The sequence below is a fragment of the uncultured Arthrobacter sp. genome (assembly GCF_964021775.1).
GTDB lineage: Bacteria > Actinomycetota > Actinomycetes > Actinomycetales > Micrococcaceae > Arthrobacter.
The window spans coordinates 194,926-220,045 of sequence record NZ_CAXHZI010000005.1 but is presented as its reverse complement, the minus strand read 5'-3'; the positions used below and the strand labels follow the sequence as shown (position 1 = coordinate 220,045).

Sequence of the window (25,120 nt, the reverse complement as noted above, 5' to 3'; positions counted from 1 at the left end):
TTAGTGAGGTACGTGGGTTGCTTTGACGTGGGAAAGACTTCGGTGCAGATGCAGCGTGGTGGCGGCCTCGGCCAGCCGCGGGTTGCCGGCGGCGATCGCCTCGGCGATAGCCGCGTGCTCGGTGGCCGCGGCTGTGAGGCGCTCGGCGTCGTCGGCTGCCAGCCGGCGAACCCGGACCAGGTGAACGCGCAGGCTGCGCATGGCCTGGGCCAGGTAGGAGTTGGAGATCGCGGCATCGATGGCCGTGTCGAGGCGCCCGACCAGGCTGTAGTACTCGTGCCGGGCCGGGTCGGCGCCGTTGATGAGCTCCGGCGCTCGCAGGAGCTCGCGCCGCAGCTGTTCGAACGTCGCGGCGTCGCCTCGCTCGGCGGCCAACGCGGCGGCCTTGCCTTCGAGGGTTTCGCGGAGTTCGAACAGTTCGTCGATGTCCTCGAGGGAGATGTCGGTGACGACGACGCCGCGGCCGCCTGCCGTCGTCGTCAGCCCCTCCGCGGTGAGCCGGCTGAGCGCCTCCCGGAGCGGGGTGCGTGAGATGCCCAGGCGCTCGGACTGCTCGACTTCGGCGAGCACTGTACCGGGCAGCAGGCGCCATTCGATGATGTCCTCGCGCAGGGCCGCATAGGCCTTGTCGCTGGCGCGCATCGTGACTCCTTCGTTCGCTGACCTCATCAGTGTATACACAATCGGTAGTGCAGCCCAGCATATTGGACAGAAAGGGCATATTCCACCGTCCACTGTATACACGGGCCTTGTGGCGGAACCCGCTGCGGGCTACCATGAGCTGCATCACAACGTCGTGGACGGGATTACTTCATGGTCACCAAAAGCTACCGGGACAGCTACGAACGCAGCGTTGAGCAGCCGGAGGATTTCTGGCTTGAGGCGGCCGGGAAGGTCGCCTGGACCACCCCGCCCGGCCGGGCCCTCGACTCCAGCCGGGCGCCGCTGTACGGCTGGTTTCCCGACGGTGTGCTGAACACCTGCTACAACGCCCTGGACCGCCATGTGGAGGAGGGCCGCGGCGACCAGGACGCCCTGATCTACGACTCCGCCATGCTGGGCACGCAGCAGCGCTTCAGCTACGCCCAGCTCACCGACCTCGTCGCCCGCTTCGCCGGGGTCCTCCGCAGCAACGGCGTGGGCAAGGGCGACCGCGTGGTGATCTACATGCCGATGATCCCGGAGGCCGCCATCGCCATGCTGGCCACGGCGCGCCTCGGCGCAATCCATTCGGTGGTGTTCGGTGGCTTCGCGCCCAAGGAACTCGCCGCCCGCATCCGGGATGCGGCCCCCGCTGCAGTGGTCACCGCGTCCGGCGGAATCGAACCATCCCGCCGGATCGAGTACCTGCCCGCCGTCGCCGAGGCGCTGGAGCTGGCAGGCGCGCCGGAGACACCCGTGCTGGTCAAGGCGCGGGACGGCTTCACGGCGACCGCGGCCGCCCACGGCTGGCTGGACTGGGACGCGGCGATGGCGTCCGCTGCGCCGGCCGAGCCCGTCGACGTCAAGGCCACAGACCCGCTTTACATCCTTTACACCTCGGGAACCACCGGGGCGCCCAAGGGCGTGGTGCGGGACAACGGCGGCCACGCCGTCGCCCTGCGCTGGACGCTGGAGAACATTTACGACGTCGGCCCCGGCGACGTCATGTGGACCGCGTCCGACGTCGGCTGGGTGGTGGGGCACTCCTACATCGTGTACGGCCCGCTGCTGGCCGGAGCCACCACCGTGATCTATGAGGGCAAACCGGTGGGCACGCCGGACGCGGGCGCCTTCTGGCGGGTTATCCAGGACCACAAGGTCAACGTGCTGTTCACTGCCCCGACGGCGCTGCGGGCCATCCGCAAGGCCGACCCCGAGGCCAAACTGCTCGAACAGTACGACATCTCCAGCCTCCACACCCTGTTTGCGGCCGGCGAACGGCTGGACACGGACACCTTCCACTGGGCCTCCCGGATCCTGAACGTCCCGGTGGTGGACCACTGGTGGCAGACCGAGACCGGCTGGGCCATCTGCGCCAACCCGCGCGGCCTGGATGTGCTGCCGATCAAGGCCGGCTCGCCGAGTGTGCCGATGCCCGGCTTCAAGCTGCGCATCCTCGACGGCGCGGGCGACGAAGTGGAGCCCGGCACCGAGGGCAACATTGTCCTGGACCTGCCGCTGCCGCCCGGAACCCTGGCCACGCTCTGGCGCAACGACGAGCGCTACATCTCGTCCTACCTGCAGGCCTTCGAGGGCAGCTACGCCACCGGCGACTCCGGCTACCGGGACGAGGATGGCTACCTCTTTGTGATGGGCCGCACCGACGACATCATCAACGTCGCCGGCCACCGGCTCTCCACCGGCGCCATGGAACAGGTGATCGGCCAGCACCCGGCCGTCGCCGAATGCGCCGTGATCGGACTCGCGGACCCGCTCAAGGGCCAGCGCCCCAGCGGCTACGTGGTCCTCAAATCCGGGGTGGACGTGCCGGAGGAGATCCTGGTCAAGGACCTGATCGCCCTGGTCCGGCGGGACATCGGGGCGGTGGCGGACTTCAAGCACGTCACGGTCGTGGAGGCGCTGCCCAAGACCCGCTCCGGCAAGATCCTGCGCAAGACCATGCGCCAGATCGCCGACGGCGACGAGTACGTGGTGCCGTCCACGATCGAGGACGCCGGGGTGATCGACCAGCTGGTGGGCGTCCTCCGCCCGGGACCGTCCTGACCCGGCATGCCCGCGGCGCAGTAGTTCCAGGCCCGGCGAGCTTCACGCGCCGAGGTGGCATTTCGCGGGGGTTTTTCCCGGAAGCACTGCCGCGAAATGCCAACTCGACGGCGGCCGGGAGCTCTTGGCCGGCGAATCTAGCCCTAATGACGTCAATACTGTCTTTGCCAGTATTGACGTCAAAGACGGCTTGGCGTCAGGTTGCACACTCATGCGGAACTAAGGGCGTTGATTGGTGACAGGTGCGTGAAGGCCCGGAGAACTACAGTGCGGCTACGGGGGGCATCTGATGAAATTCGGCGTCTTCGCCAGGTCAAGCAACGATGTAGTCGATGGTTTGTTCGGTACCGCACCGCCGACGCTTAGGTGAGCTTCGTGTCCGCGAGCAGGTACTTTCCGCCTTTTGCCCATTTTTGGATTCGCGGCGGAAGCTCCGCGATTGCAGCCAGTGCCTGTTGCTCCTCCTCGGGCGAAAGTTCAGTGCCATGTCCGTGTTTCCAGTCCCGGTAGCGGCCTACATACTCGACTCGGCCAGGCCAGCACTGGGACGATGACACGAGGTCCGCCTCCTGCTGGTCCTCCTCATACGAAGAAAATAGAACGATGGCCAATATCTCGCGGAGTTTCACCTCAACTGCGTCGAGGTTGCTGCCTGCAGTGAGCGCCGGGGCCGGCTTCACATCCCCGCAGATATAGCAAACCCAGCGGGGAATCGGCTGTTTGCTGACAAGTGAATGTACTTTGTCTATGGCCCGGACTTGATGTTCTGTCATCGGAACTGCGCCGCAGTTTTCAAGACTCCACCAGACGGCTCCTCCATAGAGACCGAACGTTCCTTCGCAACAGAGGTAGGACCAAGGATCCAACTGATCGGCTGCCTCCATTCCTTCAACTAGCAGCCAGTTGACGAGGTTTTCCTCCCGGCACTCTGTCATCTCCGCTGAGAATTTCCGGGCGATCTGGAGTGCTTCCGCTTTCCATCCGTCCTCAAAGTGGCTGCCGCCTGACAGTTGGTAGCTGCTCCAACTTGAAAGAAATATCTCTCGAATGACCCGCTCTTGGGGAGCCATGAGAAATGTCTCGACCAGGTTGCCTCTCGCGATTGAGTTGATGGCTAAGAGCGCAAGGAATTCATCTCTGGGAATTGACTGGCTGCGCTGCCATCGTCCTATCAGGATCTTGAGGCCGGCCTCGAGCGCGTACTTTGCTACGACCGCACCGTCTAGGAGCCTGAGTAGAAGAAGCGTCGGAGTAGTCGGCGACGTGGCTTTGCAGAGGTCTTCAAATGCCTGTGTGCCACCCCGCCTCCTGACGAAGTCATAGCTCTGGATAAGCAGTTCTGGGACCAAGGATGTGGAGTCCTTGTCGAAGGCTTCCCTTATACGCCTCGCAAGTTCCTCGGGGGAGGGGGCCTCACGGGCCATTGCCTCCGCGGCAAAGAACTCAAGGAAAGTTCGATGAGTGAATGAGTAGAGACGCTCATTTCGCTCGTTGGTACCTTCACTGCCAAGTAGCCATGCCCGATCGGCGCAGAAGTTCAGGAACTCTTTCGCTGACTCCCTTGCTTCGTCCGGAAGGAGCCCGATATCGCTGACCATATAGTCGGAGATGACCTTCGCAATTTGGCGCTCCTCAACTCCCGACTGTGCGGACGTAGTCGAGAAGAACCATTCCGCTATCTGCTGCATCAGCTGGTTGGCGAAACGTGGGACAGCGTGGGACACCTGGATCTGTCGATGAGCGTCCCAGCGTTTGAAGAGGAGTTCAGCGCAGTCGGCATATATGTCTCGGCGGTTGCTCGGTATCTCTCCGCTGCTTCGGTAGAGATTGCAGAGCAGGGACAGCAGGAGTGGATTGATCCTTAGGTCCGCTACACTCTCCGACTCGCTCATAAAACTGTCAATCAGTTCGGCCCGGCCTGCATGAGTGAACCACCTTGTGGCGTACTCCCGCACCTGCTCTACGGAAAACTCTTCGAGCTCCAACTGCCTAAAAAGGGTTCTATCCAGAGGAGCCCTTTCGTACCCCACGGACCGTGTGGTGATTAAAACGGAGGTTGGGGGATACTGCGCGGTAAAGGCATGGATTCTCTGGACCATCTCGGCTCGTTGGGATCGGTCGGTAATCTCGTCCAGTCCGTCAAAAACCATGATCACTTGCCCGGTCAGCAGCATGTTTTCCAGCTCGGATGCGCTGAGCGTCGTGGACCGGTCCACGGCTGTCTTCTGCGCGGCGTAGTCGGTTATGGATGTGTTCCAAGCGTTCCGGACGTACTCACGGCAGCGAACTACAACGCTAGGACTGCCCTCACCGTCGTCTCGTGGCGATGCCATAGCTTGGACAAAGTGCCCAACAAAGGTGCTCTTTCCGGCTCCTGGCGCACCTTTGAGCACCGCTCTGAAGGGTATGAGCGATGAGATCAGATCTTCAGAGTCAACGGTCTCGTGGGTCTTGAGGTCTTTAAAGAGTCTCCCGACATAAAGATCCTGGAACCCCGCCCCACCTGAAACTTCTATGTGGTTGATGATCGGAGTGTGGCCAGCAACCGTAATGAGCTGGGCAAGGTGCCGGGACTTCTCTGCAGTAGACACGAGTTCGTTCAAGTTGCCGGCCAACTTCGTAAGCCGGTCCAGGTAGGCCGTAGCAAGCCCCGTTTTGTTCACCGGCTTGCCCAATGGGGACGCTAGGAAGTCGACGAAGCTCTCTGCATCTTCAACCAACCCCTCGTCGTCGGTTTTGGGGACCATCGCGTCGTATATCTGGATCAAACGCTCCCAGATTGCGCCGATGTGCTCCCCCCACTTTTCGCCTGGAAAATGGATCAGCCACCGCTCCGCCTCGCTGCGAAAGGCGATTTTCATCGCCTCAATAATCTCGGGGTGTGCAGCAGAAGTGGGAATTAGCTTTGCGAGAGCGACAAATCGCATAATCGGCTGAACGCGGACGGAGGCCAGGAACTTGTGGACGTCCTCAGTCTGAGAGGCGGTTAGTGAACTGCCCGCCGATCCCAGGTCGAGCCAGTCCGGGTCATACTTGCCGGAAAGCCGCAGCCGTCGCAGGGCGTACTTAATTCCGCTCGCGATGTTTGTTGTGCCCTTGACGGCTGTGTTGCCGGCCCCAATGCCAGCCACCACAGCCGCCCCCACAGTCAAAGGTTCCATGAGGCTTGACTCTAGCTGAGTCGGACCAGGCTATCCGCGCGCTTGGACGGACACCCCGGATCATGGCGCGCGTACTTACCTAGAACTTCCTGGATTCTCCCCTCAAGCAGCTGTATCCAGATCGATGGCGGCCTTCGCTCTTCCCAGGACTTCGTCGTAGGTGAGGATCGTGATTCCAGCGATACTTCGGCGGAAGGACTCATACGAACGGAAGCGGTACTCCTCGACATCTTCAGTTGGTGAGAGGAACTCCTCCAGTCGGCCAGCGACAACATAGCCTCGGGGCAGCAAAGAAGGGCGTGACGAAGGGTGAAACCTCGTCATTCATTGTCATCTGCTGCCCTCAAAGCGGTTGTCGGTCTCATTCTGGGTTCTTGACTTCCGTCAAATGGTGCCGTGCACGTGGTAGCACGACGGGCAGTTCAAGGTACGTGCTGTACGGATGGCCAGGTCATTGATCTCCTGCAGTACGCCCTCCTTAATGTCTTCCCACCGGTGCTCATGGTCGATAAATACGGACCATGCATGTGGGACGAGGTCTTTGCCGAGGACGATGACCGAAGCCCTTATGGACAGGCCCCAGTGCTTGATCATGTTGAAATCGCCCTGTGGGAAGTTCTCGGCGGTTTGCACGATCTTCAACGCATGATCGAGCTGCATCTGTAGCTGGGCTTGCTCACGGAGGAAGGCCCGCTCGTCTTCTATCGCAGCTGTTGCCTCCCGACGGTCACTGTCCGCACGCTCATCAGCAGCCCGGCGATCACCTACAGCCAGGGACATCGCCGTTGTTCGATCCTTTTTCCCGTTGGCCAGGGCAACCCACAGGCCACCGACAGTGACGATTGCCAGGAAGATCTGAACTAAGTTGCCGACGGCAGGGCTGGCCAAGGCATCTATCACTGCAGGCCCTCAGCTTTCATGGACGCCGAAGATCCCAGTGCCGACTTCTGAGCGGATTCGAACTGGTCGAGGATCTTGATGAAGCTCTCCACACTGTCCTCGCTCTTCTCCCGCCGTACGTGGGCCAGGACCACGCCCCGGTCGTACTGACCCAGTGCGGCGAGCTTCTCGAGGTGGCTGATCGTCAGCCGGACAGCGATGTTATCGTGCCAGCCCTTATAGCCCTCGAACAGGATGCTGTCGAGTTCCTTGCGTCCGACGTCGGTGAGGTTCGTCGACATCACTGCCCCTGTCACGACGTTGTACGCCCCGACAAGTCGAGCCCACCCCTCGTAGGACTCGGTGGGCCACTCGACGACTATGATGATGCTTTTCTTCAGGTGCGTTATTCTGCTCATCACCTTGTAGGTCGGGCAGTAGGCGAAGACAACTCCGCCATCTTCGACGCTACCGCTGCGCTCGGTAACGACGGGTGCCTTGCCGAGGCCGCCTGGAGCGTTTGACTTTGTGTTGCACACAACCGTCAACCGGGCATGATGCTTCTTTTGCAGGTACAACGCCACCTGAGGGGTGCTCTGGTAGAGGGGCTTGCTCTCCACCCACGGCACGTAGATGAACTGGTGCGTGAGGAGCTCGTCCTCGAGTGATGCCATTGGGTACCTTCCTCGCGAGTTTCCCCGAGGATAAGACAAGGCACCGACATTCCCGGGGCGCCGTGCTCATTGGACACTGGGTGGCCATACGAGCAGGTCTAGGACCCTGCCCGGCCCCAGCGGTATTCGTTTTCCGGCCGGCCCGGCGCGCCGTAGCGGGCGGTGCGGGTCACCGTGCCGGCGTCGGCCAGGTACTCCAGATAGCGCCGCGCCGTCACCCGGGACATGCCCAGCGCCTCCATCACCTCGCTGGCCGACACCGCCCCGGTCTGCAGCTTCATGAAGTCCTGCACCGAGTCCAGGGTGGACGTAGACAGGCCCTTGGGCAGCGGCAGTTCGGAGGGTGCCCGCAGGCTCGCGAAAGCTTGATCCACGTCGCTCTGCGACGCGCCGGCCCCGGTGCCGCCCGGCCCGGGGGAGGCCAGCTGCTCACGGAACTGCCGGTAGCTGCGCAGTTTGTCCGCGAACGTCGCGTAGGTGAACGGTTTGATCAGGTACTGCACGACGCCGGTTGCCACGGCGCTGCGGACAATGTTCAGTTCGCGCACGGCCGTAATGGCGATGATGTCGGCAAAAAGACCGGCGGCCCGCATCCGGCGGGCGATGTCCAGCCCGTGCAGGTCCGGCAGGTTCATGTCCAGCAGCACCAGTTCCACCGGCTGGCCCGCGGCGGACAGCTCCGTCATCAGGCGAAGGGCGGACTGCCCGTCCGGGGCGGACCCGGCCAGGGTGAAGCCGTCCAGCCGCCCGATGTACGCGGCGTGGGCCGCGGCCTCGATCGGCTCGTCCTCGACGACGAGTACGCGGATGTCGCTCATTGCTGTTCCTCTGCTGTCCGGGCGGGTTTTACCCGGGAGTCTTCTGTGGGGTCTTCCGCGGTGCCTGCCGGCGCGCTTGGCGCTGCCACCGGAATCGCCGGCAGGGTGACCCGGAACAGTGCCCCGGCCGGGCTGGTGATTGTCATGCTACCGCCCAGACGCTGCACTGCCTGGCGCACCAGCGCCAGCCCGAGTCCGCGCCCGAAGCGCCCTGCCGCCTTGGTGCTGAAGCCGTGCCGAAAGACGTCATCCACGGCGTCCGGATCGATTCCGGGGCCGCTGTCCTCCACCGTGATCTCCAAGGCTCCGCCCTCCGAGGAGACAGACAATTCCACGAGGCGTGGCGGCGGCGCGTCGGCGGCGGCGTCGATTGCGTTGTCGAGCAGGTTCCCGAGGATGGTGACGAGGTCCTGGACGGCCAGCCCGGTTACGGCCGTGGAGCCGCCCGCCGTGAGGATGAGTTCGACGCCGCGTTCGTGCGCTTCGGCCGCCTTGCCCATGACCAGGGCGCCGAGCACCGGCTCCTCGAGCGAGCTGACCAGGTCGTCGGTGAGCCGCTGGCTCAGCTCCAGGTCCTTGGTGGCGAAGTCCAGCGCCTCGGCGCTGCGGCCCAGCTCCATCAGAGACACCATCGTGTGCAGCCGGTTGGCGTGCTCATGGGTCTGGGCCCGGAGCGCGTCGGAGAGCGTCCGCATGGTTTCCAGCTCACTGCCGAGCGACTCGATCTCGGTCCGGTCCCGGATGGTGGCCACGGTGCCGTAGACCGCGCCGGACGGCGCCGGCCGCTGGCGGCCCGCAGCGGAGCGGGGACCCACGGCGGGGCCCTGGTTCACCACCAGCACCCGAGCGCCCGTCAAGTGGATCTCGTCCTGGGCGGTCCGGCCGGATTCAAACAGCTCCTTCAGGCTGGGGGCCAGCGGCAGGTCCGCCAGCGACGGCGGCTCCGCGCCCCGCCCGCCGGAGGAACCGCCGTCGACCGTGCGGGGCGGTACCCCCAGCAGCGCCGCAGCCTGGTCGTTGTACATCACCACCTTGCCGCGCGGGTCAATGAGGATCACACCCTCGCGGACCGAGTGGAGAACCGACTCGTAGTAGGCGAACAGCTGTGCCAGCTGTTCCGGACCCCAGCCGCGGGTCACCCGGCGGAGATAGCGCCCCAGCAGCCACGACGCCGCCGAGCCGGCCGCCAGCAGCGCCACGGCGATCGCGAGCAGGGCGGGCAGGCGGCCGGAAAACGCCACATCCACCGTCCGCACTGTCACGCCGGCCGCCACCAGCGCCCGGACCTTGCCGTCCGCGTCCTTCACCGGGGCGATCGTGCGCACCGAGGGGCCGAGTGTGCCGGCCATGATCTCGGTGAAGACCTCGCCTTTCAAGGCGGCGTCGATCGAGCCGATGTACGGCTTGCCCAGCTCCTCGTCGCGGGGATGGGTCCACCGGGTCCGGTCCGGCGCCATGATGGTGATGAAGTCCGCCCGGGCATCCCGCATCACCTTTTGGGCGTAGGGCTGCAGCTGCGCGGAAGGATCCGGGGCGCTCGCGGCCTGCAGGACCAGCGGGTTGTCCGCAACGGCGGTCGCGATCCCGGCCATCCGCCGGCCGGCCTCCTCATAGGCGTGGTCGCGGGCGTCCACGAACGTGGCCGTGCCAACGATCGCCGTCAGGGCCAGCATGAACAGCAGATGGGACACAAACAGCCTGCGGGCGATGCTCCAGTGATGGATCAACTGCACCTTCCATGACCAATATGAACGCAACGGTGATGCGCGTCACTTCATACCCAAAGATGGAGGAACACGCAGAACGGACGTGATGCGCACCCCAAGCCGCATCGAAGTCCAGCCTATCCAAGGAGAACACCATGGCCTCTCAAAGAGGAGAGTCAGCGGCACAGGCCGCGGCGCCGGTCAAGAAGCGCAAGGGGCTGGACAAGTCCCACTACCTGTACATGGCCGTCATCATCGCTGTTGTTCTCGGGGCCCTCGTCGGGTTGATCTTCCCCGAGTTCGGCAAGTCCCTCAAGCCGCTGGGCGACGGCTTCATCAAGCTCATCAAGATGTTGATCGCCCCCGTCATTTTCTGCACCATCGTCCTCGGCATCGGCTCCATCGCCAAGGCGGCCACGGTCGGCAAGGTCGGCGGTCTGGCCCTGGGCTACTTCATCGTTATGTCGACCTTCGCCCTGGCCATCGGCCTCGTCGTCGGCAACCTGATCCACCCGGGTGAGGGCCTCAAGATCGCCCCCTACGATCCGAACAAGAAGGCCGCGACGGACAGCACCGTCGACTTCCTGCTGGGCATCATTCCGGGTGACATCCCCGTGCTGCCCACACTCTTTGCGGCCATCCTCATTGGTTTCGCGCTGCAGAAGATGGGCCCGCAGGGCACCCCGATCCTGAAGGCCATCGGCCACGGCCAGGTCCTCGTGTTCCGCCTGCTCATCATGATCATGTGGCTCGCCCCGGTAGGTGCGTTCGGTGCGATCGCCGCCGTCGTCGGCGCCACCGGCGTCCAGGCCATCATCAGCATGGCCACCCTGATGGTCGCCTTCTACATCACCTGCGCCGTGTTCATCGTCGTGATCCTGGGTGGTGTGCTCAAGGTGGTCACCGGCGTCAACATCTTCCGCCTGATGAAGTACCTCGGCCGCGAATACCTGCTGATCTTCTCCACCTCCTCCTCGGAGTCGGCCCTGCCCCGCCTGATCGCGAAGATGGAACACCTCGGCGTGTCCAAGCCCGTGGTCGGCGTCACCGTCCCCACCGGGTACTCCTTCAACCTCGACGGCACGGCCATCTACCTGACCATGGCCTCCCTGTTCGTCGCCAACGCCATGGGCACTCCGCTGGACCTGGGCGCGCAGGTCTCACTGCTGATCTTCATGATCATCGCCTCCAAGGGCGCCGCCGGTGTCACCGGCGCCGGCCTCGCCACCCTGGCTGCGGGCCTGCAGGCCCACCGCCCGGAACTGCTGGGCGGCGTAGGCATGATCGTCGGCATCGACCGCTTCATGTCCGAGGCCCGCGCGCTGACCAACTTCACCGGCAACGCCGTGGCGACGGTCCTGATCGGCACCTGGGTCAAGGAAATCGACGGCGGACAGGTTGAGCGTGTCCTCTCCGGCGCCGAGCCCTTCGACGAGCAGACGATGATGGCCGGCCACGCCGGTCACGAGGCCGCCGTTGAACCGGCTGTCCAGACCGGCCAGCCGGTGCCCGCCAACGCCTGAGCACCACCCCGAAGGACCTGAAACCGCCCGGACGCGCACCCCGCGTCCGGGCGGTTTTGTGTGTTCCGAAACCCTGCCGCCGAAGCAACCCTCGACCTCTACCAGAGGGTAAAGGCGCGCGGAACGGCGGTTGTCAAGGTCCGTCGAATACCGTGTCGGGGGCTGTAACCTTGGGAGGAACGACGATCCGCTACTGGCGGGCCGCCAGCAGGATCAAGCAGTCAGCATCAAGCCGGCAGTACCAGGCAGCGACACCAGGCCAGCCGGATCAAGCACCAAATCACCGTCATCGAAAGTGTGGATAGATACGTGAGCAGCGAACAGGGGTCAGCCACTCTGGAAGGCACCGAACTCGACCTGGACGACGCAATCATGGGCCCCACCGGGCGCCCCCAACGCGACTTCCCGGAGCCCGCGCCGCTGTCATCCCACGGCCCGGCCCGGGTCATCGCCATGGTCAACCAGAAGGGCGGCGTGGGCAAGACCACGTCCACCATCAACCTGGCCGCCGCCCTGGCCGAATACGGCCGCCGCGTGCTGCTGGTCGACTTCGACCCGCAGGGGGCCCTCTCAGCCGGCCTCGGCACCAACCCGCATGAACTCGACCTCACGGTCTACAACGTCCTGATGGACCGCAAGGTCGACATCCGCGACGCCATCCAGAAGACCGGCGTCGAGAACGTGGACCTGCTCCCGGCCAACATCGACCTCTCCGCCGCGGAAGTCCAGCTGGTGAACGAGGTGGCCCGGGAACAGGTCCTGGACCGTGCCCTGAAAAAGGTCGAGGACGACTACGACGTCGTCCTGATCGACTGCCAGCCTTCGCTCGGCCTGCTCACGGTCAACGCACTGACCGCAGCCCACGGCGTGATCATCCCGCTGATCTGCGAATTCTTCGCCCTCCGCGCGGTCGCGCTGCTGGTCGAGACTATCGACAAGGTCCAGGACCGGCTCAACCCGCGCCTGCAGGTCGACGGCGTGCTCGCCACGATGTACGACGCCCGCACCCTGCACGGCCGCGAGGTCATCGCCCGGCTGGTGGAGGCCTTCGGCGACAAAGTCTTCGAGACCGTCATCAAGCGCTCCATCAAGTTCGCCGACGCCACCGTGGCGGCCGAACCCATTACCAGCTACGCCGGCAACCACGCCGGCGCCGACGCCTACCGCCGCCTGGCCAAAGAGCTGATTTCGCGCGGCGGCGCCCCCTAGCCAGGGCTGTGACGGCCACAGCGACCCCGACGGCGGAAGTGTTGCCGCCTGGGAAAAAGCCCGGCTTCGAGGTCCGGCTGGCCAACTTCACCGGACCGTTCGACCTGCTGTTGGGCTTGATTTCCAAGCACCAGCTGGACATTACCGAGGTGGCCCTGGCCACGGTCACCGACGAGTTCATCAAGTACATCAAGGGGCTGCAGCGGCTGGGGGAGGACTGGGCGCTGGATGAGGCCAGCGAGTTCCTGGTGATTGCCGCCACCCTGCTGGACCTCAAAGCGGCGCGGCTGCTGCCCGCCGGCGAGGTCGAGGACGACGAAGACATCGCACTGCTCGAGGCCCGCGACCTGCTCTTCGCCCGGCTGTTGCAATACAAGGCCTTCAAGCAGGTGGCCGGACTCATCGGCTCGACGCTCGAACTGGAAGGCCGGCGCTACCCGCGGCAGGTCGCGCTGGAAAGCCACTTCGCGGCACTCTTGCCGGAGCTGGTCTGGAAACACACCCCGCAACAGTTCGCGGCCCTGGCCGAGGCGGCCCTGAAACCCAAGGCAGCGGCCCCCACCGAGGTAGGCCTCGCGCACCTGCACGGGACGCCGGTTAGTGTGAAAGAACAGGCCGAAATCATCGGCCACCGGCTCCGGCTGGGCAAAGCGCTCACCTTCCGGGCCCTGATCGCCGACGCCGAGTCAACCCTTGTGGTGGTGGCCCGGTTCCTGGCCCTGCTGGAAATGTTCCGGGACAAGGCGGTGGCCTTCGACCAGCTGCTACCCCTGGGCGAGCTGTCCGTGCACTGGACCGCCGACGGCACGGACTGGAGCAGCGAGAATCTCAGCGAAGAATACGAGGAACAGCCGTGACGGACCAACTGCCTGAGACCGCGCCTGAGACCGCGCCGGACGCCGGGCCGGATGTCGCCAACCTGCCCGGCGGCGCCCGCGCCGCCCTCGAAGCCGTGCTGATGGTGATCGACGAACCGGCGACGGCCACGGAGCTGGCCAGCGGCCTGAACCTGACAGTCGACGTCGTCGAGGGCCTGCTCGGGGAACTGCAACGGGAGTATAACGGCTATACTGGTAATGCCCCGGATGCGGACGACGCCGGCAGTACACCTGAAAATACTGCTTTCAGTGCCGCCCCCCGGGGTTTTGAATTGCGGAATATCGCCGGCGGCTGGCGTATCTATTCCCGCGCTGAGTTCGCCGACGTCGTTGGCGGATTCGTGCTGGAAGGACAGACAGCCAGGCTGACGCAGGCGGCGCTCGAAACGCTCGCCGTCATCGCCTACCGCCAGCCCGTATCAAGGGCGCGGGTGTCTGCAATTCGAGGGGTCAATGTTGACTCTGTCGTGCGGACGCTGACCCAGCGCGGACTGATCGAGGATTCGGGACACGATCCCGAATCCGGGGCCATCCTGTACCGCACGACGTCGTATTTCCTTGAACGCATGGGAATCGGCTCGGTGGCTGAGTTGCCTCAGCTTTCACCCCATCTTCCAGGGCTTGAAGGCATAGCAGAGTTTTACGACGCAGGAAGAATGTAGGCAGGAACGCTGCCTGCGCAACGAGTATCCACCAGGGCAGAACCAGTTGCCCGGCCGGTGGGGGACTGCCGTGGGGCAGCCGCCACAGGCCAACAAACGAAGGACGGGTCATGACACAGGCGGGACGCCAGGGTTCACCACGTAACGGTTCGGGACGCACCAGCGCCGGACACCAATCAGCACGCACCCAGGGTGCGGGCGGCGCCGGCCGCGGCCAGGGCGACTTCACCAAGGGCGGCGGCGACCGCCCGTTCAAGCGGCCCAAGCCGCGCGAAGAAGCATTCGTCGATCCGGACCTCAACCCGGGAGCCGCCGGCGGCGCGGCCCCGGACCAGGGTGACCGGAAGGGCGCCAAGCCGGCCGCACGCAAGCCGGCGGCCCGCAAGCCCGGCGCCGGCAAGGTGCCCGGCACGCCGGGCGCACTCAAGCCCAAGCCGCGCATCGGCGCCGGCGCGGCCAAGGCCACCGGCTCCCGCGCCTTCGGCAGCGAACGCTTTGGGCAGAACCTTGGCCCGGTCCGCAAGCCCGCCCGCAAGCGAGGCCCGCGCGCCGAGGTGCCGCAGTCTGAGCTGCACGACGCCGACGGCATCCGGCTGCAGAAGGTCATGGCCTCCGCCGGCGTCGCCTCGCGGCGCGTCTGCGAGGAAATGATCGCCGAAGGCCGCGTTGAGGTCGACGGCCAGGTCGTCACGGAGCTCGGCGTGCGCGTCGACCCCAAGACCTCGGTGATCCACGTGGACGGCCTGCGCATCCAGCTGGACGAGAACATGGTCTACATGGTGTTCAACAAGCCCAAGGGTGTCGTCTCCACGATGGAGGACCCGGACGGCCGCCCGTGCATCAGCGACTTCGTCCGCAACCACCACGGCGAACGCCTCTTCCACGTCGGCCGGCTCGACGTCGCCACCGAGGGCCTGCTGCTGCTGACCAACGACGGCGAACTCGCCAACCGGCTGACGCACCCCTCCTATGAGGTCCCCAAAACCTACCTCGTCCAGGTCCGCGGGCCGTTCCCGCAGGGCGTCGGCGCGCAGCTCAAGGCCGGCGTCGAACTCGAAGACGGCATCGCCTCGGTGGACTCCTTCAAGCTCGTCGACTCGACCCCGGGCCACGTGCTGATCGAGGTCGTACTGCACTCGGGCAAGAACCGCATCGTGCGGCGCCTCTTCGACGCCGTCGGCTTCCCGGTGCTGCGCCTGGTCCGCGTCAAGGTCGGCCCCATCGGCCTGGGCGACCAGCGCCAGGGCAGCATCCGCAACCTTGGCAAGCAGGAAGTCGGCCACCTGCTGGCATCCGTGGGGCTGTAAGGCATGTCCGCATTTCGCACCCACGGCCGCGGCCACCTGAACGGGCCGGTCGTGGTCGTGGGAACCGGGCTGCTGGGCACCAGCATCGGGCTGGGACTTCGGGGCCGCGGCGTCGCCGTGTTCCTCTCCGATCCCTCGCCCACCAACCAGGCCGTCGCCGTCGACATCGGCGCAGGCCTGCCCTTGTCGCGCCTGGACGGCGAAACGCCGGAACTCGTGGTGGTCGCCGCGCCGCCGGACGTCACGGCCGACGTCGTCGCCCGGGCCCTCGAGGACTACCCGCAGGCCGTCGTGGTGGACATCGCCAGCGTCAAGGCCGGTATCCAGGCGGAGCTGCGCGCGCGCGGCGCTGACCTGGGCCGCTATGTGGGCACCCACCCGATGGCGGGCCGGGAGAAGTCCGGCCCGGTCGCCGCCCGCGGCGAACTGTTCACCTCGATGCCGTGGGTGCTCTGCCCCTCACCGGAAAGCCGGCCCGAAGCGCTGCAGGCGGCGCGGTCGCTGGCCGGGGACCTGGGCGCCGTCGTCTCCGAATTCGGGGCCGAGGAACACGACGAAGCCGTGGCGCTGGTCTCGCACCTGCCGCAGGTCATGTCCTCCCTGGTGGCCAGCCGGCTGCAGGGAACGCCGCTGCACGCCCTTTCGCTTGCCGGCAACGGATTGCGGGACGTGACCAGGATCGCCGCGAGCGACCCCACGCTCTGGGTGCAGATCCTCGGCGCCAATGCGGCCAAGGTCGTCGAGATCCTCTACGGCGTCCGCGATGACCTTAACCGGCTGATCGGGACCCTCGAGGACCCGATGGCGCCGGGCGCCCGGCTGGACCTCGCGCAGCTGATCAGCGAAGGCAACGCCGGCCAGTCCCGGATTCCGGGCAAGCACGGCGGGCCGCCACAGGCCTACTCCTGGCTGACCGTCCTGGTGGATGACACGCCCGGTCAGATCGCCAAGCTCCTGACGGAGATCGGCGAGATCGGCGTGAACCTCGAGGACCTCCGCCTGGACCACTCTTCAGGACAGAATGTCGGCATGGTGGAAATCTCCGTGCTGCCCAACAAGCATGAACTGCTCATCGAAGCCCTCAACGACCGTGGATGGCGGGTACTCCAGTAATGACCCAGGAACTCATTGAAACGGTGGACGTCGTCCGCCCCGGCAAAAGCCTGGTCGTCGCAATCGACGGCCCCTCCGGCTCCGGCAAATCCAGCGTCAGCAAAGAGGTGGCACGCCGGCTCAGGCTGGCCTACCTCGACACCGGAGCGATGTACCGGGCCCTGACCTGGTTCTGCCTCGACAGCGGAATGGACCTTGCCGACGGCGAGGCGATTGAAGCCGCTGCCGAGGCCCTTCAGCTCGAGGTCAGTACCAGCCCGCAGGAAGAGTACGTCCGGGTGGCGGGTGCCGATATTACCGAGGCCATCCGTGAACCGGCCATCTCCGCGGCGGTCAGCGCCGTCGCCACCACCCTCGGCGCCCGGACCGAGCTGATCCGCCGGCAACGCGAACTGATCGAAAAGCACCACCGGCGCATGGTGGTGGAGGGACGCGACATCACCACCGTCGTCGCGCCGTCCGCCGAAGTCCGGATGCTGCTCACCGCCAGCGAGGAGGCCCGGCTTCGCCGCCGCGGCATCCAGCTCGGCGGCAGCCAGAACGCCGAACAGCTCGCGGCGCAGGTCACGGCCCGGGACGCCAAGGATTCCACCGTGGTGAACTTCACCCAGGCCGCCGACGGCGTGGTTACCCTTGACTCCTCGGACCTGGACTTCGCCCAGACCGTCGACGCGGCCCTCGGGATCGTGCACCGGGTCATCAGCCACACGGCCATCAACCCCACGGCCATCAACCGTGACTGAGGCCGCAGCCGGGGCGCAGCTTCCCGGCCGCTGGTACCTCTTCGGGACCATGGCCTGGAGCCGTCCGGTCGGCTGGCTGCTAGACCACCTGGTGTACCGGACCACCGTCAGGGGCCGCGCCAACGTTCCGGCGGCCGGACCGGTGATCTTCGCCGGGAACCACATCAGTTTCCTCGACGGCCCGGTCATGTTCGGCGCCGCGCCGCGGCCCATGCACATCTTCGTCAAGAAGGAGATGTTCAAGGGGTTCCTCGGCCTGGTCCTCAGGGCTTCCGGCCAGCTGCCGGTGGACCGCTCGGGGGACCGGGCGGCGCTGGAACGGGCCAAAAGTGTCCTCGACGCCGGACGGTGCGTCGGGATCCTTCCCGAAGGCACGCGGGGGAGCGGAGAGGCGGCGGCGATCAACAACGGCGTGGCCTGGCTCGCGCTGAACTCCGGCGCGACCGTCATCCCGGTGGCCATCCTGGGAACCAGGATCAGCGGCGAGCACCTCAACGCCGTTCCCCGGCCCGGCCGGCGGCTGCAGGTCAGCTTCGGCGGTGCCCTCACCGTAAGCCGCAGGCCCGGCGAGACCGGGCGTGCTTCAATGGACAGGGTGGGAACCGAGATCCGCGCCGCACTGGCGCGCCACGTCCAGGACACAATTCAGTACAGCGGGCAGGGACTGCCCGACGCGGATTCCCCGCAAGAACGACAGACAGCAGTAGCCGGGACGCCGGCAGATCACCACCAAAGGAAAGTGCAATGAGCGATACGACTCAAACCCCCGGCCATTTTGGCGCCGGCGAAGACGAATACACGCCCACCGGCACGGACCAGGTGGCGGAGAATCTTGCCGCCCTGGACGACGAGGAAGCCGAGCTCCGCGCGGCCTCGCTCCGGGCCGGCCTGGACGACTACGAGCTGGACGAGGAAGACGCGGCCCTGCTCAGCGGCCGCTACGAGGACGAGGACTTCGACGGCCCGGTCAAGCTTGACCCGGTGCTGGCCATCATCGGCCGCCCCAACGTCGGCAAGTCCACCCTGGTCAACCGCATCCTGGGCCGCCGCGAAGCCGTGGTTGAGGACACCCCCGGCGTCACCCGCGACCGCGTGATGTACTCCGCGCACTGGAACGGCCGGAACTTCACCGTCGTCGACACCGGCGGCTGGGAGCACGACGCCCGCGGCATCCACGCCCGCGTTGCCGAGCAGGCCGAGATGGCCGTGGAACTCGCCGACGCCGTGCTGTTCGTGGTGGACTCCGCCGTCGGCGCGACCGCCACGGACGAGGGCGTCATGAAGATGCTGCGCAAGTCCAAGAAGCCGGTCATCATGGTGGCCAACAAGGTGGACGACTTCGCCCAGGAAGCCGACTCGGCCGCGCTTTGGGGCCTCGGCTTCGGCGAGCCGTACCCGGTCTCGGCGCTGCACGGCCGCGGCGTCGCCGACCTGCTCGACCACGTCATGGACACGCTGCCGGAATTCTCCACCATCGAAGGCCTCGAGCGCAGCGGCGGACCCCGCCGGATCGCGCTGATCGGCCGGCCGAACGTCGGCAAGTCCTCGCTGCTGAACAAGCTGGCCGGCTCCGAACGCGTCGTCGTTGACAACACTGCCGGCACCACCCGCGACCCGGTCGATGAATTCATCGAACTCGGCGGCCGGACCTGGCGCTTCGTGGACACGGCAGGCATCCGCCGCCGCCAGCACATGGCCCAGGGCGCGGACTTCTACGCCTCGCTGCGCACCCAGAGCGCGCTCGAAAAGGCGGAGGTCGCCGTCGTGCTCCTCGCCGTGGACGAGGTGCTCAGCGAGCAGGACGTGCGCATCCTGCAGCTGGCGATCGAGTCCGGCCGCGCGCTGGTGCTCGCGTTCAACAAGTGGGACCTGCTCGACGACGAACGCCGCACCTACCTGGAACGCGAAATCGAACAGGACCTGGCGCACGTGGCGTGGGCCCCGCGCGTGAACATCTCGGCCAAGACCGGCTGGCACAAGGACCGGCTGGTCCCGGCCCTGGACACCGCGCTGGAGAGCTGGGACAAGCGCATCCCCACCGGACGCCTTAACGCGTTCCTCGGCGAACTGGTGGCGGCCCACCCGCACCCGGTCCGCGGCGGCAAGCAGCCCCGCATCCTCTTCGGCACCCAGGCCTCGAGCCGGCCGCCGAAGTTCGTGCTCTTCACCACCGGGTTCCTGGACCCCGGCTACCGCCGCTTCATCACGCGCCGGCTCCGCGAAACCTTCGGCTTCGAGGGCACACCGATCGAGGTCAACATGCGGGTCCGGGAAAAGCGCGGCAAGAAGCGTTAATTCCGACACGCGTGGCCCGTCACACGGTGAAAGTGTCACGGGCACCCTCCGGAATCGTGTAAGCTTTTGGAGGTGGTTCGGCCGGACTGCTCGGATGAAATCCTTTGGATAACAACAGGAGATCATCAAGAGCGGAGAACGGCGGAACCAGCGGGCTGTAGCGCAGCTTGGTAGCGCACTTGACTGGGGGTCAAGGGGTCGCAGGTTCAAATCCTGTCAGCCCGACCAACAGAAAGTACCCCGCCATTCCGGCAACGGAATGGCGGGGTTTTCTGTATTTAACCGCAAGATTGAGAACGCGCCCGCTCTAGAGGCGCCTATTTCAAAAAGCGTGACGTCCGGCGGTCGGCCAGGATCTTGCCCTTCGTTTGGCAGGCAGGGCAGTACTGCAGCGCGGTGTCGGCAAAGGAAACCTCGCGCACCGTGTCTCCGCAGACGGGGCACGCTCCGCCGGCGCGGCCATGGACCCGCATATGGCTCCGCTTCGTGTCCTTCAGTTCGCTGGGCGGTTTGCCGCCGGCCTCGGCCAGCGCGGTTCCCAACACTTCGTGGATGGCGTCATACAGGCGCTGCACCGCGGGCCGGTCCAAGGAGCTGGCGATGGCGAACGGGGACGTCCGGGCCGCGTGCAGAATCTCATCGCTGTAGGCGTTCCCGATTCCGGCGATCACGCCCTGGCTGCGCAGCACCCCCTTGATCTGCTGGTTGCTGGCCGCCAGGATTCCGGCCAGCGCGTCGACGTCGAACCCGGGGCTGAACGGATCCGGGCCCAGAGCCGCGATCCCGGGGACGTCGGAGGGGCTGCGGGCCAGGTAGACCGCCAGGCTCTTCTTCGTGCCGGCCTCGGTCAGGTCCAGGTCGAGCGGTCCGGTCCCGCTGGAGAAGGACAGCCGGGCCGCGAGATGGCCGCTGCCCATTTTCAGCGGTGTCCCGGTGGGCGCGTCGGTGAACCGGACCCAGCCCGCCCGGGCCAGGTGGAAAATGAGATGCAGCCCGTCGGCGTCCAGATCCACGAACTTGCCGTGCCGGCGGACCCCGGTCACGGTCCGGCCCTCCAACTCGGAGATGGGGGGATCCGCCGTCTTCAGCACTGCGAAGGAGACGATCTGGACTTTCGTCAGGACTGTTCCGCGCAGGCGCGTGTCCAGGAAGTCCGCCAGGGCCGCCACTTCGGGTAGCTCAGGCATGGCCAAATCCGGCCGGAACGGGTGCACATGCTGCCATGGCCCCATCATGCCAGAGTCCTCCCGGGGCCCGGCCGGATATGCCTATACTTTCAGCGGCGGCCTGTCCGATCGGCCGCCGTCGACCTTGGTGATTGACCCGACGAAAGGCCCGCCATGAGCATCATTCCCGAAGAGCTGTCCTACACCGCCGAACACGAATGGGTTTCCGCCCCGAATTCCGACGGCGTCGTGCGCGTAGGGATCACGGATTTTGCCCAGGACGCACTGGGGGACGTCGTTTACGCCCAGATGCCGGAGGTCGGCACCGACATCAAGGCCAACGACGTCGTCGGGGAGGTCGAATCCACCAAAAGCGTCAGCGACATCTACGCCCCGGTCAGCGGCGAAGTGGTGGCCCGCAACGAGGCGCTGGACACCGATTCCGCCCTGATCAACTCCGATCCGTACGGCGAGGGCTGGCTGATCGAAATCAAGCTCGCGGAAGCCGACGCCGTCGAGTCATTGCTCAGTGCATCGGAGTACGAACAGCAGGTAGGCTAAAGGGAAGGCCTCCGGGCCGTGTTACTGGACACGTCAGTTGTTGGACACAGCAATTGATTGGACCGGTGGCCGGCCGGGGGACTGACTACCGGATCTGCCAGGCTTTTCCGGACGGCATGCGTTGTTTGCAGGGGGGACACCTGCAACGAATGAGGAGGACTCAATGGTTCGGCACGGACAGAACGACACCGGTGACTACGGCACGGGTGGAGTGAAAGCCTCGGAGACCACATCGATCCATCTCACCCCTGTGCGCGATGAGCCCACCATCACCCCGAAGGTTTCGGCCGAGGAACGCTCGGCCGTCGAATCCCTGCCGGCCGGGTCCGCCCTGCTGGTGGCCCACAGCGGCCCCAACGCCGGCGCCCGTTTCCTGCTTGACTCGGACGTCACGACGGCGGGCCGCCACCCCGACGCCGACATTTTCCTTGACGACGTCACGGTCTCGCGCCGCCACGTCGAATTCCGCCGCACGGCGCGCAGCTTCGAAGTTGTGGACACCGGGAGCCTGAACGGCACCTACGTCAACCACGACCGTGTCGACAGCGTGGAGCTGAAGTCCGGTAACGAGGTGCAGATCGGCAAGTTCCGGCTCACCTTCTACCTCAGCCCTGCCCGTACCGCAGGCAACGTCTGATATCGGGGTAGTTGCCTGTGGCCATGGCACAAGCCGAACGGCGCGGACCCCAGGTCCTGAACATCGGGGAGGTCCTGGCTCAACTGAGCGACGACTTCCCCAACATGACGGCGTCGAAAATCAGGTTCCTTGAAGAAAAGGGACTCATCAACCCGCAACGGACCCCCGCGGGTTACCGGCAGTACTCGGAGAGCGACGTCGAACGGCTCCGCTTCGTGCTGGCCCTGCAGCGGGACCAGTACCTGCCGCTGAAGGTCATCAAGGACTACCTTGACGCGATCGACCGCGGCGAACGGCCGGACAACCTGCCGCCCGGCGTCACGGTCTCACCGCGGATCGTCTCGGACCAGCTTGCCGCCGAACTGAACAACCGGGTGCGTCTGCTCAGCGAGGAGCAGCTCCGCGCCGAGTCCGGGGCCAGCGTCCCGTTGCTCGAGTCCCTGCTGAGCTTCGGCCTGATCGGGCACGTCAACGGCAAATTCGACGAACACGCGCTGCAGGTTGCCCGGGCCTGTGTCCAGCTGGAGGGCCATGGCCTGGAACCGCGCCACCTGCGGCCCTTCCAGGCCGCCGCGGAACGCGAATTCGGGCTGGTGGAACGCGCGGTGGCCACCCTGACCTCGCGCAAGGACGCCGCCTCGCATGCCCGCGCCGCGGAGGCCGCCCGTGAAATCAGCGAACTCTGCCTGTCGCTGCACCGCGCCCTGGTCCAGGACCGCATCTCAAGGATGGACAGCTGATGATCGAGGTGGAGATCGTAGGCGTACGGATCGAATTGCCGTCGAACCAGCCGCTGGTCCTGCTCAAGGAGATGCACGGTGAGCGCCACGTCCCGATCTGGATCGGCACCCCGGAAGCCAGCGCCATCGCCCTGGCCCAGCAGGGCGTCGTCCCGCCGCGGCCGATGACTCACGATTTACTGGTGGACGTGGTCGAAGCGCTGGGCCACACGATCGTCAGCGTGAACATCGTGGCCGTCGAGGACAACATCTTCTACGGCCAGCTGCAGTTCGAAGACGGCACCACCGTCAGCTCCCGGGCCTCGGACGCGCTGGCCCTGGCCCTGCGGGCCAAGTGCCGGATCTGGTGTGCGGATTCGGTGATGGAGGAGGCCGGAGTGCGGATCACCGAACACGACGACGGCGAGGCGGCCCAGCCCGGGCCCGCCGTCGACGAAGAGGGCGAGCTGCGGCGCTTCCGGGAGTTCCTGGACGACGTCGAGCCCGAGGATTTTGCCGGCTGAGACCGGCCCAAGCTTAAAGTTGGGGTCGAAAGTTTCGACACGCCCCCGCAATACCCCCAACGTCTTTGACCTTGGGCCCCGGCAGGCCTAACGTCGGAGGTACAAGTTCCCATTGCATACAACAGCAGCGCAAGTCACACTGGACAGTGCAGCCGGATCCGAAATTACACGAATGAATTTCGTGCCGTGACGGTCCGACGCCGGTCCCGGACCGCGTGTTGTTGCTGCAAGTTCCCGCGGGAACTCATGACAAGGAGGATCCACGTGAGTCCGAAAGGCGAAGCAGGCGAGCTCAAGCAGGCCTCGACGGCAGGCGTTGCCGTGCCCGCGAGCGGCGCGCAGGGCCTGCTCTTCACCGAGGATCTTCCTGTCCTGGACGAAGACGCGGGCTACCGCGGCCCGACGGCCTGCAAGGCGGCCGGGATCACCTACCGCCAACTCGATTACTGGGCACGCACCGGACTTGTCGAGCCTGCCGTGCGCGGCGCTGCCGGTTCCGGCTCACAGCGGCTCTACGGCTTCCGCGACATCCTGGTCCTCAAGGTCGTCAAGCGGCTCCTCGACACCGGCGTCTCGCTGCAGCAGATCCGCTCCGCAGTGGAGCACCTCCGGGAGCGCGGGGTTGAGGACCTCGCCCAGATCACCCTGATGAGCGACGGCGCCAGCGTTTACGAGTGCACCTCGGCGGACGAGGTCATTGACCTGGTCCAGGGCGGGCAGGGTGTCTTCGGCATCGCCGTCGGCCGGGTCTGGCGCGAAGTGGAAGGAAGCCTCGCGTCCCTTCCGAGCGAACACGCCGCGGACCAGTCCTTCCCGGACGACGAACTCAGCAAGCGCCGCGCCGCCCGCAAAATCGGATAGCACGGCGCACCACCCGTTCCGCAAAGCAACGCGGGGTCACTTGGCGTCCATCACACCGTGGTGGATAGACGCGTAGTGGCTCCGCGTTGCTTTTTGTTTGCAGTGCTAGCGCTGGCTCCGGTTACGCACCGTCCCGGCGGACACCAGCTCCCCGGTGCGTCCGGTCCCCATCAGGTTGGCCAGCAGCGAGTCGAACAGCGCGGCGGCGTTCTTGGCCGAGTCCCCGGGCCAGTGATGCACCGAGTGGGCGGCGCCTTGGATCTGCTGCCAGTTGGCCTGCTCCGGGATGTGCGGGCTCAGCAGCAGTTCGCCGAACATGGACTGCATCTCGGCCAGGCGGAAGCTGTGCTCCGCGGAACCGCTGCGGACCCGGTTGGCCACAATGCCCGCAGGCGAAAGGCCGGGTGCGAATTCCTGCCGGAAGAGCTGGATTGCCCGCATGGTGCGCTCGGTGCCCGCGACGGAGAACAGCCCCGGCTCGGCAACCAGGGCCACCTTGTCGCTGGCAGACCATGCCATCCGGGTCAGCCCGTTCAGCGAGGGCGGGCAGTCCACCAGCACGAGCTCGTAGTGACCGGCACCGGCCAGCACCGTGGAGAGCCGGCGCAGGTCGCGGCGGCCCAGGTCGGGCCGGTCGTAGATCCCGGTGTACGCGGAGCCGATGGCAACGTCCAGCACCGGCGCCGCGGCACCGCGGGAGGACGCTTCGCCGGCGCGTTCCACCCAGCCGCTGGGAACGACGTTGTCGGCCAGGCGGGCCCGGCGCGGGGCCTTGAGCATGCGGCCGATGTCCAGCTGGTCGCCGGGCCGGACGCCGAGGGCCGTGCTCGCGTCCGCGTGCGGGTCAAGATCGACCACGAGGGTGGGAATGCCGGCTGCGAGGGCGGCCGAGGCCAGCCCGGTTGTCACCGAGGTCTTGCCGACACCGCCTTTGAGGCTGCTGATGCTGACTACTTGCACTTGAAAAACCAATACCTA

At 65.9% G+C, this 25,120-nt stretch carries 23 protein-coding genes and 1 tRNA gene; 16 read left to right on the top strand and 8 right to left on the bottom strand.

Annotated features, from left to right (window positions below):
• Positions 1–642: a GntR family transcriptional regulator gene (locus ABIN76_RS07665; RefSeq protein ID WP_346959107.1), complete on the bottom strand. Its 642-nt coding sequence runs from the start codon at positions 640–642 to the stop codon at positions 1–3.
• Positions 643–813: 171 nt separating this feature from the next.
• Between ABIN76_RS07665 and ABIN76_RS07660 the strand changes: the two genes are divergently transcribed.
• Positions 814–2,706, top strand: coding sequence for an AMP-binding protein (locus ABIN76_RS07660; RefSeq protein ID WP_346959106.1), 1,893 nt, complete (start codon positions 814–816; stop codon positions 2,704–2,706).
• Between the two features lie 362 nt (positions 2,707–3,068).
• On the opposite strand, the gene ABIN76_RS07655 is transcribed toward ABIN76_RS07660, so the two are convergent.
• From ABIN76_RS07655 to ABIN76_RS07635, 5 genes are all read right to left on the bottom strand, one after another.
• Positions 3,069–5,867 carry an NACHT domain-containing protein gene (locus ABIN76_RS07655; protein ID WP_346959105.1) on the bottom strand — a complete coding sequence of 933 codons (2,799 nt, stop codon included), beginning with the start codon at positions 5,865–5,867 and terminating at the stop codon, positions 3,069–3,071.
• A 384-nt stretch (positions 5,868–6,251) separates the two neighbouring features.
• Positions 6,252–6,755: a hypothetical protein gene (locus ABIN76_RS07650; protein WP_346959104.1), complete on the bottom strand. Its 504-nt coding sequence runs from the start codon at positions 6,753–6,755 to the stop codon at positions 6,252–6,254.
• Positions 6,756–6,763: 8 nt separating this feature from the next.
• The gene (locus ABIN76_RS07645; RefSeq protein WP_346959103.1) at positions 6,764–7,420 is read right to left on the bottom strand and encodes a hypothetical protein; all 657 of its coding nucleotides are present in this window, start codon (positions 7,418–7,420) and stop codon (positions 6,764–6,766) included.
• A 98-nt stretch (positions 7,421–7,518) separates the two neighbouring features.
• Positions 7,519–8,238 (bottom strand): response regulator, encoded by a 720-nt coding sequence (locus ABIN76_RS07640; RefSeq protein ID WP_346959102.1) that lies wholly within the window; start codon positions 8,236–8,238, stop codon positions 7,519–7,521.
• Positions 8,235–9,965: a sensor histidine kinase gene (locus tag ABIN76_RS07635; protein ID WP_346959101.1), complete on the bottom strand. Its 1,731-nt coding sequence runs from the start codon at positions 9,963–9,965 to the stop codon at positions 8,235–8,237. The genes ABIN76_RS07640 and ABIN76_RS07635 overlap by 4 nt, the downstream gene beginning before the upstream one ends.
• A 134-nt stretch (positions 9,966–10,099) precedes the next feature.
• Here ABIN76_RS07635 and ABIN76_RS07630 point away from each other — a divergent pair, with 134 nt between their 5' ends.
• From ABIN76_RS07630 to ABIN76_RS07585, 10 genes are all read left to right on the top strand, one after another.
• Positions 10,100–11,467 carry a cation:dicarboxylate symporter family transporter gene (locus ABIN76_RS07630; protein WP_346959100.1) on the top strand — a complete coding sequence of 456 codons (1,368 nt, stop codon included), beginning with the start codon at positions 10,100–10,102 and terminating at the stop codon, positions 11,465–11,467.
• Between the two features lie 309 nt (positions 11,468–11,776).
• Positions 11,777–12,676 carry an AAA family ATPase gene (locus tag ABIN76_RS07625; RefSeq protein WP_346959099.1) on the top strand — a complete coding sequence of 300 codons (900 nt, stop codon included), beginning with the start codon at positions 11,777–11,779 and terminating at the stop codon, positions 12,674–12,676.
• 8 nt (positions 12,677–12,684) lie between these two features.
• Entirely contained in the window at positions 12,685–13,533 is an 849-nt protein-coding gene (locus ABIN76_RS07620; protein ID WP_346959098.1) for a ScpA family protein, read from the top strand.
• A gap of 101 nt (positions 13,534–13,634) precedes the next feature.
• Positions 13,635–14,216, top strand: coding sequence for an SMC-Scp complex subunit ScpB (locus tag ABIN76_RS07615; RefSeq protein ID WP_346959139.1), 582 nt, complete (start codon positions 13,635–13,637; stop codon positions 14,214–14,216).
• A gap of 110 nt (positions 14,217–14,326) precedes the next feature.
• Positions 14,327–15,523, top strand: coding sequence for a pseudouridine synthase (locus ABIN76_RS07610; protein WP_346959097.1), 1,197 nt, complete (start codon positions 14,327–14,329; stop codon positions 15,521–15,523).
• A 3-nt stretch (positions 15,524–15,526) separates the two neighbouring features.
• Positions 15,527–16,636 (top strand): prephenate dehydrogenase, encoded by a 1,110-nt coding sequence (locus tag ABIN76_RS07605; protein WP_346959096.1) that lies wholly within the window; start codon positions 15,527–15,529, stop codon positions 16,634–16,636.
• Complete coding sequence (gene cmk, locus ABIN76_RS07600) at positions 16,636–17,379, top strand: (d)CMP kinase (RefSeq protein WP_346959095.1); 744 nt, start codon at positions 16,636–16,638, stop codon at positions 17,377–17,379. The genes ABIN76_RS07605 and cmk overlap by 1 nt, the downstream gene beginning before the upstream one ends.
• A 49-nt stretch (positions 17,380–17,428) precedes the next feature.
• Positions 17,429–18,127 carry a lysophospholipid acyltransferase family protein gene (locus tag ABIN76_RS07595; protein ID WP_346959138.1) on the top strand — a complete coding sequence of 233 codons (699 nt, stop codon included), beginning with the start codon at positions 17,429–17,431 and terminating at the stop codon, positions 18,125–18,127.
• Complete coding sequence (der, locus tag ABIN76_RS07590; protein WP_346959094.1) at positions 18,124–19,674, top strand: ribosome biogenesis GTPase Der; 1,551 nt, start codon at positions 18,124–18,126, stop codon at positions 19,672–19,674. The genes ABIN76_RS07595 and der overlap by 4 nt, the downstream gene beginning before the upstream one ends.
• 151 nt (positions 19,675–19,825) lie before the next feature.
• A tRNA-Pro gene (locus tag ABIN76_RS07585) sits at positions 19,826–19,902 on the top strand.
• Positions 19,903–19,991: 89 nt separating this feature from the next.
• On the opposite strand, the gene ABIN76_RS07580 is transcribed toward ABIN76_RS07585, so the two are convergent.
• A complete protein-coding gene (locus ABIN76_RS07580) occupies positions 19,992–20,861 on the bottom strand; it encodes a DNA-formamidopyrimidine glycosylase family protein (RefSeq protein WP_346959093.1) in 870 nt (289 codons plus the stop codon).
• Positions 20,862–21,014: 153 nt separating this feature from the next.
• On the opposite strand from ABIN76_RS07580, the gene gcvH reads away from it, so the two are divergent.
• From gcvH to ABIN76_RS07555, 5 genes are all read left to right on the top strand, one after another.
• Positions 21,015–21,401 (top strand): glycine cleavage system protein GcvH, encoded by a 387-nt coding sequence (gene gcvH, locus ABIN76_RS07575; protein WP_346959092.1) that lies wholly within the window; start codon positions 21,015–21,017, stop codon positions 21,399–21,401.
• 163 nt (positions 21,402–21,564) lie between these two features.
• Complete coding sequence (locus ABIN76_RS07570; protein WP_346959091.1) at positions 21,565–22,038, top strand: FHA domain-containing protein; 474 nt, start codon at positions 21,565–21,567, stop codon at positions 22,036–22,038.
• A gap of 23 nt (positions 22,039–22,061) precedes the next feature.
• Positions 22,062–22,778, top strand: coding sequence for a MerR family transcriptional regulator (locus ABIN76_RS07565; RefSeq protein WP_346959090.1), 717 nt, complete (start codon positions 22,062–22,064; stop codon positions 22,776–22,778).
• Positions 22,778–23,281 (top strand): bifunctional nuclease family protein, encoded by a 504-nt coding sequence (locus tag ABIN76_RS07560; protein ID WP_346959089.1) that lies wholly within the window; start codon positions 22,778–22,780, stop codon positions 23,279–23,281. Before ABIN76_RS07565 ends, ABIN76_RS07560 begins: the two co-directional genes overlap by 1 nt.
• Positions 23,282–23,545: 264 nt before the next feature.
• Positions 23,546–24,142, top strand: coding sequence for a MerR family transcriptional regulator (locus ABIN76_RS07555; protein ID WP_346959088.1), 597 nt, complete (start codon positions 23,546–23,548; stop codon positions 24,140–24,142).
• Between the two features lie 105 nt (positions 24,143–24,247).
• Here ABIN76_RS07555 and ABIN76_RS07550 read toward each other — a convergent pair whose 3' ends face one another.
• Positions 24,248–25,102 carry a ParA family protein gene (locus ABIN76_RS07550; RefSeq protein WP_346959087.1) on the bottom strand — a complete coding sequence of 285 codons (855 nt, stop codon included), beginning with the start codon at positions 25,100–25,102 and terminating at the stop codon, positions 24,248–24,250.
• Positions 25,103–25,120: the final 18 nt, after the last annotated feature.

Bases quoted from the DNA above. Each gene is read 5' to 3' on its own strand.
- ABIN76_RS07665 (WP_346959107.1), bottom strand. From the start codon at position 642: ATGCGCGCCAGCGACAAGGCCTATGCGGCCCTGCGCGAGGACATCATC.
- ABIN76_RS07660 (WP_346959106.1), top strand. From the start codon at position 814: ATGGTCACCAAAAGCTACCGGGACAGCTACGAACGCAGCGTTGAGCAG.
- ABIN76_RS07655 (WP_346959105.1), bottom strand. From the start codon at position 5,867: ATGGAACCTTTGACTGTGGGGGCGGCTGTGGTGGCTGGCATTGGGGCC.
- ABIN76_RS07645 (WP_346959103.1), bottom strand. From the start codon at position 7,420: ATGGCATCACTCGAGGACGAGCTCCTCACGCACCAGTTCATCTACGTG.
- ABIN76_RS07640 (WP_346959102.1), bottom strand. From the start codon at position 8,238: ATGAGCGACATCCGCGTACTCGTCGTCGAGGACGAGCCGATCGAGGCC.
- ABIN76_RS07630 (WP_346959100.1), top strand. From the start codon at position 10,100: ATGGCCTCTCAAAGAGGAGAGTCAGCGGCACAGGCCGCGGCGCCGGTC.
- ABIN76_RS07615 (WP_346959139.1), top strand. From the start codon at position 13,635: ATGGTGATCGACGAACCGGCGACGGCCACGGAGCTGGCCAGCGGCCTG.
- ABIN76_RS07610 (WP_346959097.1), top strand. From the start codon at position 14,327: ATGACACAGGCGGGACGCCAGGGTTCACCACGTAACGGTTCGGGACGC.
- ABIN76_RS07605 (WP_346959096.1), top strand. From the start codon at position 15,527: ATGTCCGCATTTCGCACCCACGGCCGCGGCCACCTGAACGGGCCGGTC.
- cmk (WP_346959095.1), top strand. From the start codon at position 16,636: ATGACCCAGGAACTCATTGAAACGGTGGACGTCGTCCGCCCCGGCAAA.
- ABIN76_RS07595 (WP_346959138.1), top strand. From the start codon at position 17,429: ATGGCCTGGAGCCGTCCGGTCGGCTGGCTGCTAGACCACCTGGTGTAC.
- der (WP_346959094.1), top strand. From the start codon at position 18,124: ATGAGCGATACGACTCAAACCCCCGGCCATTTTGGCGCCGGCGAAGAC.
- ABIN76_RS07580 (WP_346959093.1), bottom strand. From the start codon at position 20,861: ATGCCTGAGCTACCCGAAGTGGCGGCCCTGGCGGACTTCCTGGACACG.
- gcvH (WP_346959092.1), top strand. From the start codon at position 21,015: ATGAGCATCATTCCCGAAGAGCTGTCCTACACCGCCGAACACGAATGG.
- ABIN76_RS07570 (WP_346959091.1), top strand. From the start codon at position 21,565: ATGGTTCGGCACGGACAGAACGACACCGGTGACTACGGCACGGGTGGA.
- ABIN76_RS07565 (WP_346959090.1), top strand. From the start codon at position 22,062: ATGGCACAAGCCGAACGGCGCGGACCCCAGGTCCTGAACATCGGGGAG.
- ABIN76_RS07560 (WP_346959089.1), top strand. From the start codon at position 22,778: ATGATCGAGGTGGAGATCGTAGGCGTACGGATCGAATTGCCGTCGAAC.